Below are 15,016 nucleotides of genomic sequence, written 5' to 3'. Positions count from 1 at the left end.
GGCGCGCATCAGAAGTCGATGGTGCCGCTCACTGCGAAGGTGCGCGGTGCGCCCATCACCAAGTAGTTGGAGCCCTGCGTACCACCCACCGAAGCCCAGTACGACTTGTTGAACAGGTTGTCGATGCGCGCGCGCAGTGTGAGCGCGCGGCCGTTGCCCAGATCGACCAGGTAGCGCGCGCCGATGTCGAAGCGTGTCCACCCCGGGATCTGCTGGGTGTTGGTCGCGTTCGCGTATTGCTTGGACGTGTATAGCAGGCGCGCATTCAGCGACAGGTTGCGCACGCCGGGCACGTCCCACTCGGCGCCGAGGTTGGCCTGCTGCTTGGCCACGCCGATGGCGGTGAGACCGTCGGTGGCACCTCCTTGCGTACTCTTCTGCTTGGCGTCCAGCAGCGTCAGGCCACCGAGCAGGCGCAGGCCCTTGGTGGGCTGGCCGAACACCGAGAATTCGAGGCCCTGGTTGCGCTGCTTGCCGTAGGGACCAAAGGTGACAGCGCCAGAGGGTTGGGGGTCGTAGAAGTAAACCGGCTGATCGATGCTGAAGAACACAGCACTGGCGCCGAGGGTGCCGCCGTCGTACTTGACGCCGATTTCCTTCTGTTTGGCTTGATACGGCTCGAACACCTGACCGGAATTCGTGACCTGGCGGCCGTTGTCGGTCGGGCTCGCTACCTTGCCTTGGACCAGACCTTCGATGTAGTTGGCGTAGGCCGACACGGTCGGCGTGATCTTGAATACGACACCGGCCATTGGTGTGGTCTTGCCCTTGTCGTAGGTGCTCGCCTGCTTGAGCGTGTTGTAGGCGAAGGTGGTTTGTTCGATGGTTTGGCGGCGCACGCCGAGAGTGACGAGCAAGCGGTTGTCCAGGAAGGACATGGTGTCGGCGATAGCCACGCTCGATGTGGTGATCTTGTCGGTCAGGCGCGGATCTTCCAAACGGTTGCCCGTAAGGCTGTTGGCGATGGGGTACGCCGACGCGTAGGGTGCATAGATGTTGTTGAGTACCCTGCCGGAGGAGAAGGTGTAGGCATTGTCGCGATCATTGCTGTACTTGACCGCCGAAGCCACTATCGTGTGCTTCATCGGGCCAGTGACGAAGTTGCCGCGCACGCCGATCTCGGCGGTGCCGATGCGGTCCTTGCGAGTGTTGCTGAAGCGCGTGTTGCTGGTGTTGCCGAACGAGTCGGTGAGGGTTGGGTTCGACAGCACGTTGTCTTCGTTGCTGCGGCGCACGCCGCCAGCGGCCCAGGCCGTGATGTTGTCGGTGATGTCGACCTCGCCGCGGAAGGTGGCGAACTTGTCCTTTTCCTTCGAGTAGGTCCAGGGCTGGGCGAAGTTGCTCTTGGCGTCGGGTGCGCGCGGGATCGGCAGCGTCGAGGAGGGCGTGAGGCTCGGGCGGCCGCCCTTCAGGTCGTAGTCCTGGTAGCCGAAGTCGGCCGACAGGCGCACGTTGCGGTTGCGCCAGTCGAGGCCGACACTGAAGGCGCTGAGCTGCTGGCTTTCGTTCTTGACGCCTGTGCCGCCGTCGCGGTGCACGGCGTTCACGCGAACGCCCAGGCTGTCGTCGGGACCGAAGCGGCGTGCCAGGTCGAGGTTCACAAAGCCCTGGCCGCCGGACTGCACGCCGAAACCAACATTGGTGAGCGGCTCGTTGGATGCGCGCTTGGGCAGCAGGTTGATCGCACCGCCGATGCCGCTGCCGCCGGGCGCGGCACCGTTCAGGAAGCTGTTGGCACCGCGAAACACTTCCACGCGCTCGAAGAATTCGGAGGCGATGTACTGGCGAGGCAGCATGCCGTAGAGGCCGTTGTACGCCACGTCGTCGGAGTACACGGGGAAGCCGCGCACCACATACAGCTCCTGGAAGTTGCCGAAGCCGCGCGCCTGGCGCACCGACGGGTCGTTGAGCAGCACGTCAGCGACGCTCTTGGCCTGCTGGTCCTGGATCAACTCATTGGTGTAGTTGGTGCTCGAGAACGGCGTGCTCATCATGTCCTGGTTGCCCAGGATGCCGACCCGGCCGCCGCGCGCCACCTGGCCGCCGGCATAAGGCTTGGTCAGGCCCTCGACCGAGGCGTCGGCGCTGGCTTCCACGGTGACGGTGGACAGCGTGCCGATCGACGCCGCCGCAGGGGCCGGCGCCGTCTGCGGGGTTCCCGAGGTTTGCGCCACGGCCGTCAGGGCGTTCAGTACGAGCAGCGACGCGGCCACGGTGGGCCGGAGATGGAAGAAGGGGGCGGACATGGACGGTTCGAAATTTGCAAATGAGAACCATTATTGTTCTCTGTTTGCATCGAACCACTGATACTTTATTGCGCTGTTGCAAAAATGTATCAGTCAAAAATACTACTTTCGACCCTCAGAGCGCGGATCGCTGCCCATCCACGAACACGTGCAATTCGCCCGGCGCGAAGGGCGTCCAGGTCTCGTTGGTCGTCAGCGGCGCGGTCACGACCACGGCCACGCGGTCGGTGGGCGTGGTGTGCTGCGCGAAGTCGATGGCAAGGTCTTCGTCCGACAGCTGCGCGGTCACGAAGGGGTGGCGGCGCTCCACGTACCAGAGGTTGGTCGAGGCATGCGCCCACAGCGCCTGTCCGTTGGACAGCATGAAGTTGAAGGTGCCGTGGCTCGCCAGCTGCGGCGCCAGTTCGCGCAGCGTGAGCGTCAATTCCTCGACGCTGGGCACGCCCGCATGCGACTTGGCCAGTTCCTGCATCAGCCAGCAGAAGGCATGCTCGCTGTCGGTGTTGCCCACCGGATGAAAGTTGCCGTGCAGCCGCGGCCGAAAGTCTTTCAGGTCGCCGTTGTGGGCGAACACCCAGTAGCGCCCCCACAGCTCGCGCACGAAGGGGTGGCAGTTCTGCAGGTTGATCTCGCCCTGCGTCGCCTTGCGGATGTGCGCAATGACGTTGCGGCTTTGAATGGGGTAGCGCCGGATCAGCTCCGCCACCGGCGATTCGCATGCCGGCTGGTGATCGACGAAGTGGCGCAGTCCACGGTCTTCGAAGAACGCGATGCCCCAGCCATCGGCGTGATGGTCGGTGCGGCCGCCGCGTTGCGCGAACCCCGTGAAGCTAAAGGTCACGTCGGTCGGCGTGTTGCAGTTCATCCCTAGCAATTGGCACATGGCGTCGATTAGACCGCGATTTGCCAGGCGCCGCGGCGGCCGTGGCTCAGAGTCCGTGCAGCGCCGCCATCTCGTCGATCAGCCCGCGCTGGAACGCATCGAAGCGCGCCGAAGGCTGCTGCAGTCCGAAGAACTCGCTGAACGGGTCTTCCACCTCGGTCCGGTGCCCCGACAGCTCTTCCACCACCGCGAGTCCGCAGAACGGCACGCAGGCTTCCGAGTAGCCGCCTTCGTGCACCACCACCACGCGCCCGTCGCAATGCTTCGCGGCCAGCGCGTTGACCTGCCGCATCATCTGGCGGAACGACTCGGGGTGCAGCTGCATGCGCGCCAGCGGGTCCACGCCGTTGGCATCCAGCCCGCTCGCCACCACGATCAGATCGGGCCGGTAGCGGTCGATCGCCGGCGCCACGATGCGCTCGAAGGCGTGCATGTAGGCCGCGTGCCCGCCGCCGGGCTGCAGCGGGACGTTGACGTTGAAGCCCAGCCCCGCGCCCGTGCCGCGGTCCTCGGCGCCGCTGTAGCCGGGCGGGAAGCAGTTCTCCTGATGCAGCGAGAGCGTGAGCACGTCGGGACGGTCGTAGAAGATCTCCTGCGTGCCGTTGCCGTGGTGCACGTCCCAGTCGATCACGGCCACGCGGCCCAGGCCGTGGCGCGCCTTCATGGTCTCGATGGCGACCGCGATGTTGTTGAACAGGCAAAAGCCCATGCTGTGCTCGCGCAGGCAGTGGTGGCCCGGCGGGCGCGTGAGCGCGAAGGCGTTGCGATGGCGGCCCTGCAGCACGCTGTCCATCGCGGCGATGGCCAGGCCGGTCGAGAGCTTCGCGATCTCGTAGCTGCCCGGGCCGAAGGGCGCGACCTCGCCCAGGTCGCCGCCGCCGGCGTCGCTGGCGGCCTTGAACTTCTGCAGGTAGCTCGCGGGATGCACGCGCTGCAGGTCGTCTTCGCTGGCCATGGGTGCGCTCAGCACGTCGAGCTGCGCGCTCAGGCCCGACACGTCCATCAGCGACTTGATGCGCCGCTTGGAGTCGGGCGACTCGGCCATGCCGCTGCCCGCCATCGGCTGGACCCAGCCGCCCACCGGCAGGAACAGGGCATGCAGCCCGCCGGGCACGTGCCAGAAAGTGCGTTCGTCGTGAAAGAAGGCGGTGGTCTTCATGCGGTGCGTCCTCGCGTGGATGAGGGTGTGGGTGAAGGAAGGGAAGAAGAAGGCGCCGCGGCAACGGTGCCGCCTGGCGGATGGCGCTGCACGCTCAGGCCGCGCCAGCCCCAGCGCTCGCGCGCCAGGCCCCACAGTCCGCGCGGTGCCAGCAGCATGACGGCAATGGCGATGCAGCCCATGGCGATCAGGTACCAGCCGCCCGACATCGCGAACCAGGTGTTGAACAGCTCGCGCAGCCCGAAGTAGATGACGGTGCCGATCAGCGGCCCCTCGATGGTGCCGATGCCGCCGATGATCACGATGAACATCGCCGTCACCACCCAGTTGATGTCGAAGGCCGAGTCGGGCGAGACGAACATCGTGCCCATGAAGTGCGCCGCGCCGGCCAGCCCGAAGCCCAGCCCCGACAGCACGAAGGCGATGAAGCGGTTGCGCCACACGTTCACGCCGATGCTGGTGGCGGCCAGTTCGTTGTCGCGCACCGCCATCAGCCCGAGGCCGAAGGGCGAGCGCATCAGCAGGTACACGCCGGCCACCGCCGCCAGCCCGATGGCGCCCGAGATCCAGAACGCGTTCTGCTGAAAGCTCTCGGGCTCCACCAGCCGCACCGCCTGCAGCGGCACGCCCGATTCGCCGCCGAACAGCGGGAACTTGGCGACCAGCAGGCGCACGATCTCGGCCAGCACCCACATGCCGATCGAGAAGTAGGCATCGCGCAGGCGGAACATCAGCGGCGCCACCACGGCGGCCAGCAGCGCGCCGCCCAGGCCGGCCACCGGCACCATCCAGTAGGGCGAAATGCCGAGCCGGTCGGAGGCCACGAACAGCAGGTAGGCGCCGATGCCGGCAAAGGCCTGGTGGCCCATCGACACCAGCCCGGTGTAGCCGGCCAGCAGGTTCCACATCTGGGCCATGGCCAGGGTGATCAGCACTTCGCTGAGCAGGCGCAGCAGGCCGCCGTCGGCCACGGTGGGCGCGAAGGCGATGGCCCCCGTCGCGGCGGCGAAACCGAGCCAGGGAGCAAGGGACGGGTTGCGCGTCGAAGTCATCTCGGTGCCTCAGGTGCGTGCGCCGGCGATGCCGTTGGGGCGCACCATCAACACGACAAAGAACAACAGGTGGGCATACAGCGCGCCCGCATTGGAATCGAGCCGCTGGCCCGCGAGCTGCGCCACGCCCAGCGCGATGCCGCCGACCAGCGCCCACCGGAACGAACCCATGCCGCCGATGATCACGACCTCGAAGGCGCCCAGAAGCCGCTCCACGCCCGAGAAGGGCGTGAACGACGTGCGCAGCGCCAGCAGCAGCCCCGCCACCGAAGCGAAGGCCAGCGATAGCCCCATCACCACCGCATACACATGGCGCGGGCGCACGCCCATCGTGCGCACGATCTCGCGGTGGTCCGACGTGGCGCGCACGATCAGGCCGAAGCGCGAGTGCTGCAGCAGCCACTGCAGCGCACCGAAGGCCAGCACCGCGAGCACCAGCACCAGCACCGGGTACCAGCCGATGCGCAGCCCGCCGATGTCGAAGCCGGCCGTGGCCAGCGCGCCGCCCTCGAGCGCGCGCGGGTCGGCGCCGAACAACTCGGCCATCAGGTTGCGCAGCACCACCGCGATGCCGAAGGTGACCAGCACCGGCGTGAGCGGATCGTCGGTGTCCACCGCGCGGTTCAGCAGCAGCCGCTGCAGCACATAGCCGACGCCGAAGGCCGCCAGCGCCACCGGGCCGATGAAGAGCAGCGGCGACACATCGGGAAATTGCGCGGCCAGAAAGACCGCGAAGTACGCCGACAGCACCACGAACTCGCCATGCGCGAGGTTGACCATGCGCATCACGCCGAAGACCAGCGCCAGCCCGAGGCCGAAGAGCGCGTAGAGGCCGCCGAGCAGCACGCCGTTGATGAGAGTCTCGATCCAGGCCATGGGTGCGTTCAGTGTCCGAAGTAGGCGTTGGCGATCTGCGCGGCGCTGAAGTCCGTGGCGCGGCCCGCCAGCGTGACGCGCCCCTTGAGCAGGCAGTACACGCGCTGCGCGATGCGGCAGGCGCGCGTCACGTCCTGCTCCACCACCAGCAGCGCCGTGCCTTGCGCGCGGATGTCGCCGAAGGCGCGGTAGATCTGTTCGATCACCACCGGCGCAAGGCCCAGCGAAATTTCGTCGCACAGCATCAGGCGCGGATTGGCCATCAGCGCGCGGCCGATGCTCACCATCTGTTGCTGCCCGCCCGACAGCTGCGTGGCCGGCCGGTGGCGAAACTCCTGCAGGATCGGGAACAGCGCATACACGGTGGCCAGCGTCCAGTGGCCCGTGCGGCCGCACAGCGCGCCCATGCGCAGGTTCTCTTCGACGGTGAGCGAAGGGAACAGCATCCGTCCCTCGGGCACCAGCGCGATGCCGCGGCGCGCAATGCGCTCGGCCGGTTCGGCTTCGATGGCCTGGCCGTCGAAGCGGATGGTGCCGCGGCTGCGCTTCCCCAGCCCCGCGATGGCGCGGATCAGCGTCGACTTGCCGGCGCCGTTGGCGCCGATCAGCGCGGTGGCCTCGCCTTCCGCCACGTCGAGCGACAGGTCGAACAGCGCCTGCAGGTCGCCGTAGTGGCTGCACAGGTCGCGCACTTCAAGCAGCGGCATGTGCGTGCTCCTCCAATGCGTCTTCATCGCCCACGCCCATGTAGACCTCGCGCACCTCGCGGCTGGCCATCGCGGCGGCGGGCGTGTCTTCCAGCAGCTTGCGGCCGAAGTTCAGCACCATGATGCGATCGGCCACGGCCATCAGCGCCTGCGCGATGTGCTCGATCCAGATCATCGCCACGTCCTGCTTCAGCTCGAGCACCAGCGCGACCAGCACCTGCACCTCGGCCTCGGTCAGGCCGCCCGCGATCTCGTCGAGCAGCAGCAGGTGCGGCCGCGACGCCAGGCCCTTGGCCAGCTCCAGCCGCTTGCGGTCCAGCAGCGGCAGGCGGCCGGCCGGCACGTCGGCGCGGTCGGCCAGCCCGGTGCGTTCCAGCACGGCCCAGGCCTGGCGCTCGGCCTGCACGCGCGGCAGCCGCGCGGCAAAGGTGGCGGCGGCCAGCGCGTTCTCATAAGCGGTCAGGTGCGCGAACGGCTGCGGAATCTGGAAGGCGCGCGCCACGCCCAGGCGCGCACGCGCATCGGCGCGCAGGCCGACCAGCTCGCGGCCTTCGAGGCGGATGCTGCCGCCGTCGGGCACGGCCACGCCGGTGATCAGGTTGAACAGCGAGCTCTTGCCGGCGCCGTTCGGCCCGACCACGCCCAGGCACTGGCCGCGCGCGAGCGAGAGCGACACCTGGTCGGCCACGACGATCTCGCCGTAGCGCTTGCACAGGCCGTCGATGACGAGGCAGTCGGTCATGCGGATGCGGTCGCGTTCATCGCGTTCAGGCCGGCTTCAGCTGCGACAGCAGCTTGAGCTCGTCTTCCACCGCGATCTGCTTCGCGGTGCTGTTATGCGTGATGACCAGCTCGTACGGAAACTTGCTGCCCGCCTTGGTCTTGCGCCACTGGCCCGCCACCATCGGCGTGACGGCCACGCTCTTGATCGGGCTTCCCTTGAAGTCGATGCGCCCCACCACCGAATCGAGCTGCAGGTTGGCCAGTGCGTCGCGCACGGCCTTCTTGTCCTTCGGGTTGCTCGCGTTCTTCAGTGCCGCGATGCCGACCTCGAACAGCGCATGGCCGTAGCCGATGGGCTGCGTCCACTGCTTGCCGGTGGTGGCCTCCCAGTCGGCGGCCAGCGCCTTGGCGCTCTGGCCGGTCAGCGAAGACTTGAACGGAAAGCTGGGCGTCCACCAGATCTCGGTCGACATGCCGTTGCCCGCCGCGCCCAGCGACTCCACCGCGCTCGGGAACAGGAACGACGCGGCCATCGTCACCACCTCGGGCCGGTACCCCGCCTGCTGCGCCTGCTTCCAGAAGGTGGCGAAGTGGTTGGCGTAGGCAAAGCCCGAAACGATGTTTGCGTGCGCCGCCTTGAAGCTGGAGACCTGGTTGCTGAAGTCGTCGGTCGCGATCTTGAAGAAGCCGCCGTTGGTCTCCTTGTAGCCGCGCTGCTTCGCGCCGTTCGGGATGCCCGTGGCCGGATCGGCGAAGGCATGGCCCGGGCCATTGTCGATGTACAGCGTGCCCAGCGTGCGTTCCACCTTCAGCGGCTCCCACATGCCGAAGAAGTTCTTCAGCACGTCGTCGGCGCCCCAGAAGAAGTGGAAGGAAAACGGAAAGCCCTTCTGCGGCGTGGAGCCACGCCCGAAGGTGATGGCCTGCCACGGCCCCATGGTCGACACCATCGGCACGCCGTTGACGTCGCACAGCTGGCCGGCGGCCAGCGCGGCGTCGCTGTCCTGCACCAGCAGCAGGTCGACCTTCTCGCGCAGCAGCAGCTCGCTGGACATGGTGGCGCCGCGGTTCGCATCGGACTGGGTGTCGCGCACCACGATCTCGACCTTGTAGGTCGTGCCGCCGATGGTCAGGCCGTCCTTGAGCGTGGCGCGGATGCGTTCCAGGCTCCAGGGGTCGGCCTCGCCGAAGTTGGCGCGAATGCCCGACAGCGTGGTGAGGTAGCCGATCTTGATCGTCTTGGACTGCGCATTCGCCAGCGCGGGCATGCCGGCCAGCGCGGCCGCGCCGCCGCCGATGACGAGTTGGCGGCGCGTGAGCGCGCCGGAGGCTGCACGGAAAAGGTCGGCGGACATGATGGAGGTTCTCCTTGGCGGATGAAGGATGGACGGGTCTGCATCCTCTCTCCGGGCGCCATGGCGGCGTTATCGAAAACTGGCAAAACGCGGGCCGCGAACCACGGCCTCTTTTCGCATCGATGCCTTCACTCGGGCCGCAGGTTCACTGACCTGGCGATCGCGCGGTAGCGCTCCACGTCGGCCAGGTAGCCGCGGCGCAGCTCGGCCAGCGACTGCTCGGGTGCCACCTTGCTGCCGCCGAGTTCGATGGAGCGGCGGATCTCGGGCTTCTGCATCATCTCGTTGAAGGCCGTGTGCAGCCGCTGCTGCGCTTCTTCCGGGACGCGCTGCGACACCTGCACGCCCGACCACAGGCTGTAGACGAAGTCCTCCAGCCCCTTGCTGTTGCGCATCAGCGGAACGGCCGCAAAGCGCTCGTGCGGCGCCGAGGCCGCGATGCCCAGCGCCTTCACCTTGCCGGCCTCCAGCAGGTCGGGCACGTTGCCGGCCAGCGGCATGAAGACCAGGTCGATCTGCCCGCCCAGCAGGTCGTTGACCACCGGCGCCATGCCCTTGTAGGGCACGTGCAGCATCTTCGTGCCCGTCTGCTGCGTGAAGCGTTCGCCCAGCAGGTGGTAGAGCGAGCCGGGGCCGATGCTGCCGTAGCTCAGCTCTTTCGCGCCGGGGCGGCGCAGCAGCGCGATCAGCTCGTCGACGCTGCCGGCGCCCAGGTCCTTGCGCGCCAGCAGCACCATCGAGGTGACGGACATCACGCCGATGGGCCGGAAGTCTTCCGCCTTGTAGCGCGCGCTGTTGAGCGTGAGCGGCGTGAGCATCAGCTCCATGGGCGAGCCCAGCAGCAGCGCCGAGCCGTCGGCGGGTGCGTTGGCCGCCCGCATCACGCCGAGCGAGCCGCTGGCGCCGGGCACGTTGTCGACGATGGCGGGCTGGCCCAGCAGCCGCGACAGCTCGGGCGCGGCCAGCCGCGCGTTGATGTCGGAGCCGCCGCCCGCGGGGTAGGGAACGATCAGGTTCAGCGTCTTGCCCGCGAGACCCTGGGCCATGGCGGACAAGCTGGGGACCAGGCCGGCAGCCAGGCTGGCGCCGATGAGTGAACGTCTGCGCATGGTTTTTTTCTCCTCGGGCTGTGTGATGTGTGTGGATGCGGAATTCAGTGCGCCTGACGCAGCAGCGGCGCTTGCACGTTCGCGAAGGGCACGGCCTGGTGCCAGCCGTGCGCCATGCGCAGCACGTCGAGGTCGGCACCGGGGCGGCCGATGAGCTGCAGGCCCATCGGCAAGCCCTGCAAGCCGCGCGTGCCGTCGGCTTGCGAGAACCCGGCTGGAATCGCCATCGCGGGCAGCCCGGCGAGCGAAGGGCCGATGGTCACTTCCATCCAGCGGTGGTAGGTGTCCATCGCGCGGCCGCCGACCTCGCGCGGCCAGTGCACGTCGACCGGCAGCGGGAACACCTGCGCGGCCGGCAGTACCAGGAAGTCGAAGCGCTCGAAGAGCTGCAGCAGCACGCCGTGCCACTGCGTGCGCGTGACGGCAGCCTGGTGCAGCGCGGTGGTGCTCAGGCGTTCGCCCTGTTCGATTTCCCAACGCGCCTCGGGCTTGAGCAGGGCGCGCGTGGCCGGGTCGGCATGCAGCCCGCGCAGCGCACCGGCGACGATGAAGCCGCGAAGGCCCAGCCAGGCGCTCCACAGCGCATGGAAGTCGAAGGCGGGCAACGCGGGCTCGACGCTGCAGCCCAGCGTGTCGAAGTGCCGCAGCGCCGATTCGCACAGCGCCATCACGCCCGGGTCCATCGGCAGGTGGCCGCCGAGGTCGCCGAGCCACGCGATGCGCTTGCCGCGCAATTCCGAATCCAGCGGCTGCGCAAAAGCCTCGCCGTCGCCGGCCAGGCTCAATGGCGAGCGCGCGTCATGTCCCGCTTGCACCGACAGCAGCCATGCCACATCTTCGGGCGTGCGGCCCATCGGCCCTTCGCAGCCCAGTTGCTGGAAGAACAGCTCCGGCCCCGGCCCGGTCGGCACGCGGCCCAGCGAGGGGCGCAGGCCGTAGACGTGGTTCCAGGCCGCGGGGTTGCGCAGCGATCCCATCATGTCGCTGCCGTCGGCCACCGGCAGCATGTGCAGCGCGAGTGCCACCGCAGCGCCGCCGCTGCTGCCGCCGGCCGCGTGGTCGGGGCTCCATGCGTTGCGCGTGGTGCCGAACACCGTGTTGTAGGTGTGCGAGCCGAGGCCGAACTCGGGCGTGTTGCTGCGCCCCACGAAGAGGGCGCCGGCCCGGCGCAGGCGCTCGACCATGATCGCGTCGTGCGCCGTGACCTGCCGCGCGAACACCGGGCTGCCCATCGTGGTCGGCAGGCCGGCAGTGGCCACGAAGTCCTTCGGCGCCATCGGGAAGCCGTGCAGCCGGCCCACCGGCTCGCCGCGTGCGAGCCGCGCGTCGCAGGCATCGGCCTGGCGCAGCATCTCGTCGGGCGGCTGCAGCGAGACCAGTGCGTTGACTTGCGGATTGAAGCGGTCGATGCGTGCCAGGCAGGCCTGCATCAGCTCGCGGCACGAGAGCTCGCGGCGTTGCAGGGCGGCGGCGAGTGCGCGGGCACCCGGAAGGAGCGGAAGGGGCTGCAGAGTGGGCGGGGGCGCTGACATATGGCGGTCAACGATAGCGACCGCCTCCGCAAGCAGGTATCGAAAAACGGCAAAACTGGAGCACCGAAAACCGAGGGATTCCCCTCGGCCAGTGCGTGGGATCGACGTCCGATCAGCGCCGCTTCAGTGCCGTGTGAGCGCCGCGCCGCGCAACGTCTGCGAGGGCAGCTCGCCGAACTGGCGCCGGTAGTCCGTCGCGAACTGGCTCAGGTGCCAGAAGCCCCAGTGCGCCGCGATGTCCTGCACCGAGCGCGACTCGGGCTGCTTGAGTGCGCGGCGCACGCCGTTCAGGCGCAGCGCCCGCAGGTAGCGGGCCGGGCTCAGGCCCAGCGTTTCCTGGAAGCAGTAGTTCAGCTTGCGCTGGCTCGCGCCGATGCGGCTGCACACCTGGAGCATCGACAGCGGCTCGTCGGGCCGCGACATCATCAGCTCGCACGCACGGCGCACTACGCGGCGGTGCGCCTCGGTGGAGCGCAGCTCGCGCAGATCGACGTCTTCGGGCAGCGCGTTCAGCCAGGCCAGCAGCACGTCGTCGCGCAACTGCTCCGTGGCGATGGGGTCGTCGAGCAGGCCGGGCAATGCGTCGAGCGCGGTGAAGGCGCCGCGCAGCGTGCCGCGCAGCGACTGCATGGTGGTGTCGTCGAAGTGCAGCACCACGCGCCGTTCGAGCCAGGCCGGCGGCTCGCGGTCGTTCAGGCGCTCGGTGAGCGACTGCAGCAGCGCGTTGTCGACCACGATGCCCGTCAGCTCGAAGCCCGGCGGGCTGCACAGGTCGAGCTCGTCGCAGCGCCCCACCATCACCGACCCGGTGTCCAGCCGCTGGCCCGAGAAGCGCGCCTCGCCGTCCTGCCGGCAGGTGAGCGCGAAGCCGCAGCAGTCGGGGTTCATCTCGCCGTGCTGGCGCAGCGCGCGGTTGGTGGTCTCGCGCACCAGCCGCAGGCCGGGCAATTGCACGTGGTCGAGAAAGCCGGCGAAGCTGCCACCGGAGAGCATGTCGCACGCCAGGTGCCAGCCGTTCTGGCCGCTGGCATAGGCGTCGATGTCGTGCGTGGAGAGGGTCCAGCGCGTCGCAACGGTGGGGGCAGGGGCAGAAAGAACGGAGGCGGTCTGGCTATTCATGGCGGTCCGGCGAAGCGGCGGCAAGGGCGTGAAGACCCGTGCCGGAAGCAATCTCCAGACCAGATTGTTTCGTTGACAACGATCTCAAAGTGACAGGACAAACCCCTAAGCCACCCGATCGCCCTCTGTCTTCAGGTCTATTCGAGCTCGCCGCTGGGCTCGAAGCCGGTGGTGCTGTCGAACAGCTTCTGCACGATGGTCTGCAGCACGTGGCGCTCGTCCGCGGTGAGCTGCGCGAACAGGCGCTGCGCGGTGTCGTGGGCCAGCGGCACCATGTCGCGGTACAGCGCCAGTCCTTCTTCTTCGAGCGAGACGATGACCTTGCGGCGGTCGTCGGCCGAAGGGTGCATGTTGGCCAGGCCCAGGTCCACCAGCCGATGCTGCGCGCGGCTCACGCGGGCCTTGTCCATGCTCGTCTTCTGTGCAATTTCGAGCGCCGACAGCGCACCGTACTTGCCCAGCACCACGACGATGCGCCACTCCGGAATCTGCAGCGAGAAGCGGCTGGCAATCGACTGGCCCACCGTCTGGCTCACGCGGTTGGCGACCACCGAAAGCTGGAAGGGCAGGAAGGTCTCGAGGTCGAAGGCCTTCACGCCGGCTGCGCTGTTGCGTGCCTTGGCGTTGGCCTTGGCGGCCGGCCGGGAAGGAGTGCGTAAACGGGGCACGGTGAGGTCGTGGCGTGTGTGCGTCGTGAAAGAAGGAAGGGCGCGGACAGTATAGGAAGCCCATCGCGTGCAGCGCACGAAGCCGCGCGAGGTTTGCCAGTTTTCGATAACGCGGCAAGGGGCTCGCTCCCTATCGTGCGGGCATGGACTACCCCGAACTCGCATTGCACATCGCCGGCCAATGGCGCACGCAGACCACCGGCGGCCACCGTGCGGTCGTCAACCCCGCCACCGAAGAAACGATCGCGCAGCTGCCGCTGGCCGGCCGCGATGAACTCGCCGAAGCGGCCGAGGCCGCGCGCCGTGGCTTCGTGCAGTGGCGCGCCAGGAGCGCGCTCGAGCGCTGCAACATCCTGCGCACCGCCGCGCAGAAGATCCGCGAACAGGCCCAGACCATTGCGCACGTGCTCACGCTCGAACAGGGCAAGCCGCTTGCCGAATCGCTGCGCGAGGTCACGCTCTCGGCCGACATCGTCGACTTCCAGGCCGAAGAGGCCAAGCGCCTCTATGGTCGCCTCGTGCCGCCACGCGTCGAGGGCATTCTTTCGCAGTCGGTCATGCGTCAGCCGGTCGGGCCTGTGGCGGCCTTCACGCCGTGGAACTTTCCCGCCAACCTGCCGGCGCGCAAGCTCGCCAGTGCACTGGCCGCAGGCTGCAGCGTGGTCATCAAGCCGGCGGAAGAAACGCCGGGCACCTGCATGCTGCTGGTGCGCGCCTTTCTCGATGCCGGCGTGCCGCCCGATGCGTTGAACATGGTGTGCGGCGATCCGGCCGAGGTGTCGTCGTTTCTCATCGACCATCCGGCCATCGCCAAGGTGTCGTTCACCGGTTCGGTGGCCGTGGGCAAGCTGCTTGGCGAACAGGCGGCGCGGCACGTGAAGCGCTTCACCGGCGAGCTGGGCGGCCATGCGCCGGTGATCGTCTGCGACGACGCCGACTTTCCGTTCGCGCTCAAGCAGTCGCTGGCCGCCAAGTTCCGCAACGCGGGCCAGGTCTGCGCGTCGCCGATCCGTTTCTATGTGCCGCGCGCGCGCTTCAGCGAATGGAGCGAGGCCTTCGTGCAGGCCGCGCGTGCGCTGCGCCTGGGCGCCGGCACCGATGCGGCCACGCAGATGGGCCCGCTCGCGCACGCGCGCCGCATCGAGGACATGCAGCGCTTCGTCGACGACGCCGTGGCGCGCGGCGCGCAGCTGCTGTGCGGCGGCCACCGCGTGCAGCGGCCCGGCTTCTTCTTCGAGCCGACCGTGATCGCCAACGCGCCCGCCGACAGCCGCGTGATGCGCCAGGAGCCCTTCGGCCCCATCGCCGTGCTGCAGCCCTACGACACGCTCGACGAAGCCATCGCACAGGCCAATGCCTTGCCTTACGGCCTGGGTGCCTACGCCTTCACGCGCGACCTGCAGACCGCGCATCGCCTGGGCGAGGCGCTCGAGGCCGGCATGGTCGGCATCAACCACTTCGGTGTCTCGCAGCCCGAGATGCCTTTCGGTGGCTGGAAGGAAAGCGGCATCGGCCAGGAGATGGGCGCCGAGGGCCTGCTGCACTACACCGAGGTCAAGACCCTCACCGTCGGCGTGCCTGCCTGAG

13 protein-coding genes are annotated in these 15,016 nt (G+C 68.3%); 1 reads left to right on the top strand and 12 read right to left on the bottom strand.

Annotated features, from left to right (window positions below):
• Nucleotides 1-8: 8 nt before the first annotated feature.
• From ACGLHS_RS26040 to ACGLHS_RS25985, 12 genes are all read right to left on the bottom strand, one after another.
• On the bottom strand, nucleotides 9-2,246 hold the full coding sequence (locus tag ACGLHS_RS26040; protein WP_394484499.1) for a TonB-dependent receptor: 2,238 nt from the start codon (nucleotides 2,244-2,246) through the stop codon (nucleotides 9-11).
• A gap of 115 nt (nucleotides 2,247-2,361) precedes the next feature.
• The gene (locus ACGLHS_RS26035; protein ID WP_394484497.1) at nucleotides 2,362-3,129 is read right to left on the bottom strand and encodes a class II glutamine amidotransferase; all 768 of its coding nucleotides are present in this window, start codon (nucleotides 3,127-3,129) and stop codon (nucleotides 2,362-2,364) included.
• Nucleotides 3,130-3,175: 46 nt separating this feature from the next.
• Entirely contained in the window at nucleotides 3,176-4,288 is a 1,113-nt protein-coding gene (locus tag ACGLHS_RS26030) for a class II histone deacetylase (protein ID WP_394484495.1), read from the bottom strand.
• Nucleotides 4,285-5,340, bottom strand: coding sequence for a branched-chain amino acid ABC transporter permease (locus ACGLHS_RS26025; RefSeq protein ID WP_394484493.1), 1,056 nt, complete (start codon nucleotides 5,338-5,340; stop codon nucleotides 4,285-4,287). The genes ACGLHS_RS26030 and ACGLHS_RS26025 overlap by 4 nt, the downstream gene beginning before the upstream one ends.
• Nucleotides 5,341-5,349: 9 nt before the next feature.
• Nucleotides 5,350-6,216: a branched-chain amino acid ABC transporter permease gene (locus tag ACGLHS_RS26020; RefSeq protein WP_093246283.1), complete on the bottom strand. Its 867-nt coding sequence runs from the start codon at nucleotides 6,214-6,216 to the stop codon at nucleotides 5,350-5,352.
• 8 nt (nucleotides 6,217-6,224) lie between these two features.
• On the bottom strand, nucleotides 6,225-6,923 hold the full coding sequence (locus tag ACGLHS_RS26015; protein ID WP_394484491.1) for an ABC transporter ATP-binding protein: 699 nt from the start codon (nucleotides 6,921-6,923) through the stop codon (nucleotides 6,225-6,227).
• On the bottom strand, nucleotides 6,910-7,665 hold the full coding sequence (locus ACGLHS_RS26010) for an ABC transporter ATP-binding protein (protein ID WP_394484489.1): 756 nt from the start codon (nucleotides 7,663-7,665) through the stop codon (nucleotides 6,910-6,912). The genes ACGLHS_RS26015 and ACGLHS_RS26010 overlap by 14 nt, the downstream gene beginning before the upstream one ends.
• Nucleotides 7,666-7,690: 25 nt before the next feature.
• The gene (locus ACGLHS_RS26005; RefSeq protein ID WP_394484488.1) at nucleotides 7,691-9,001 is read right to left on the bottom strand and encodes an ABC transporter substrate-binding protein; all 1,311 of its coding nucleotides are present in this window, start codon (nucleotides 8,999-9,001) and stop codon (nucleotides 7,691-7,693) included.
• A 128-nt stretch (nucleotides 9,002-9,129) separates the two neighbouring features.
• Nucleotides 9,130-10,110 carry a Bug family tripartite tricarboxylate transporter substrate binding protein gene (locus ACGLHS_RS26000; protein ID WP_394484486.1) on the bottom strand — a complete coding sequence of 327 codons (981 nt, stop codon included), beginning with the start codon at nucleotides 10,108-10,110 and terminating at the stop codon, nucleotides 9,130-9,132.
• Nucleotides 10,111-10,154: 44 nt separating this feature from the next.
• Nucleotides 10,155-11,642: an amidase gene (locus tag ACGLHS_RS25995; protein WP_394484484.1), complete on the bottom strand. Its 1,488-nt coding sequence runs from the start codon at nucleotides 11,640-11,642 to the stop codon at nucleotides 10,155-10,157.
• 123 nt (nucleotides 11,643-11,765) lie between these two features.
• The gene (locus ACGLHS_RS25990; RefSeq protein ID WP_143012580.1) at nucleotides 11,766-12,761 is read right to left on the bottom strand and encodes a helix-turn-helix domain-containing protein; all 996 of its coding nucleotides are present in this window, start codon (nucleotides 12,759-12,761) and stop codon (nucleotides 11,766-11,768) included.
• A gap of 137 nt (nucleotides 12,762-12,898) precedes the next feature.
• Complete coding sequence (locus ACGLHS_RS25985) at nucleotides 12,899-13,429, bottom strand: MarR family winged helix-turn-helix transcriptional regulator (RefSeq protein WP_394484482.1); 531 nt, start codon at nucleotides 13,427-13,429, stop codon at nucleotides 12,899-12,901.
• A 143-nt stretch (nucleotides 13,430-13,572) separates the two neighbouring features.
• On the opposite strand from ACGLHS_RS25985, the gene ACGLHS_RS25980 reads away from it, so the two are divergent.
• Entirely contained in the window at nucleotides 13,573-15,015 is a 1,443-nt protein-coding gene (locus tag ACGLHS_RS25980) for an NAD-dependent succinate-semialdehyde dehydrogenase (RefSeq protein ID WP_394484480.1), read from the top strand.
• The last annotated feature ends 1 nt before the right edge of the window (nucleotide 15,016 follow it).

It is taken from the genome of Variovorax sp. VaC1 (assembly GCF_043658315.1).
Taxonomy (GTDB): Bacteria; Pseudomonadota; Gammaproteobacteria; order Burkholderiales; family Burkholderiaceae_C; genus Variovorax.
This window is presented reverse-complemented; position numbering and strand designations above follow the sequence as displayed.

Excerpts from the sequence above, each read along its gene's own strand:
- ACGLHS_RS26040 (WP_394484499.1), bottom strand. The coding sequence starts at position 2,246 with ATGTCCGCCCCCTTCTTCCATCTCCGGCCCACCGTGGCCGCGTCGCTG.
- ACGLHS_RS26035 (WP_394484497.1), bottom strand. The coding sequence starts at position 3,129 with ATGTGCCAATTGCTAGGGATGAACTGCAACACGCCGACCGACGTGACC.
- ACGLHS_RS26030 (WP_394484495.1), bottom strand. The coding sequence starts at position 4,288 with ATGAAGACCACCGCCTTCTTTCACGACGAACGCACTTTCTGGCACGTG.
- ACGLHS_RS26025 (WP_394484493.1), bottom strand. The coding sequence starts at position 5,340 with ATGACTTCGACGCGCAACCCGTCCCTTGCTCCCTGGCTCGGTTTCGCC.
- ACGLHS_RS26020 (WP_093246283.1), bottom strand. The coding sequence starts at position 6,216 with ATGGCCTGGATCGAGACTCTCATCAACGGCGTGCTGCTCGGCGGCCTC.
- ACGLHS_RS26015 (WP_394484491.1), bottom strand. The coding sequence starts at position 6,923 with ATGCCGCTGCTTGAAGTGCGCGACCTGTGCAGCCACTACGGCGACCTG.
- ACGLHS_RS26010 (WP_394484489.1), bottom strand. The coding sequence starts at position 7,665 with ATGACCGACTGCCTCGTCATCGACGGCCTGTGCAAGCGCTACGGCGAG.
- ACGLHS_RS26005 (WP_394484488.1), bottom strand. The coding sequence starts at position 9,001 with ATGTCCGCCGACCTTTTCCGTGCAGCCTCCGGCGCGCTCACGCGCCGC.
- ACGLHS_RS26000 (WP_394484486.1), bottom strand. The coding sequence starts at position 10,110 with ATGCGCAGACGTTCACTCATCGGCGCCAGCCTGGCTGCCGGCCTGGTC.
- ACGLHS_RS25995 (WP_394484484.1), bottom strand. The coding sequence starts at position 11,642 with ATGTCAGCGCCCCCGCCCACTCTGCAGCCCCTTCCGCTCCTTCCGGGT.
- ACGLHS_RS25990 (WP_143012580.1), bottom strand. The coding sequence starts at position 12,761 with ATGAATAGCCAGACCGCCTCCGTTCTTTCTGCCCCTGCCCCCACCGTT.
- ACGLHS_RS25980 (WP_394484480.1), top strand. The coding sequence starts at position 13,573 with ATGGACTACCCCGAACTCGCATTGCACATCGCCGGCCAATGGCGCACG.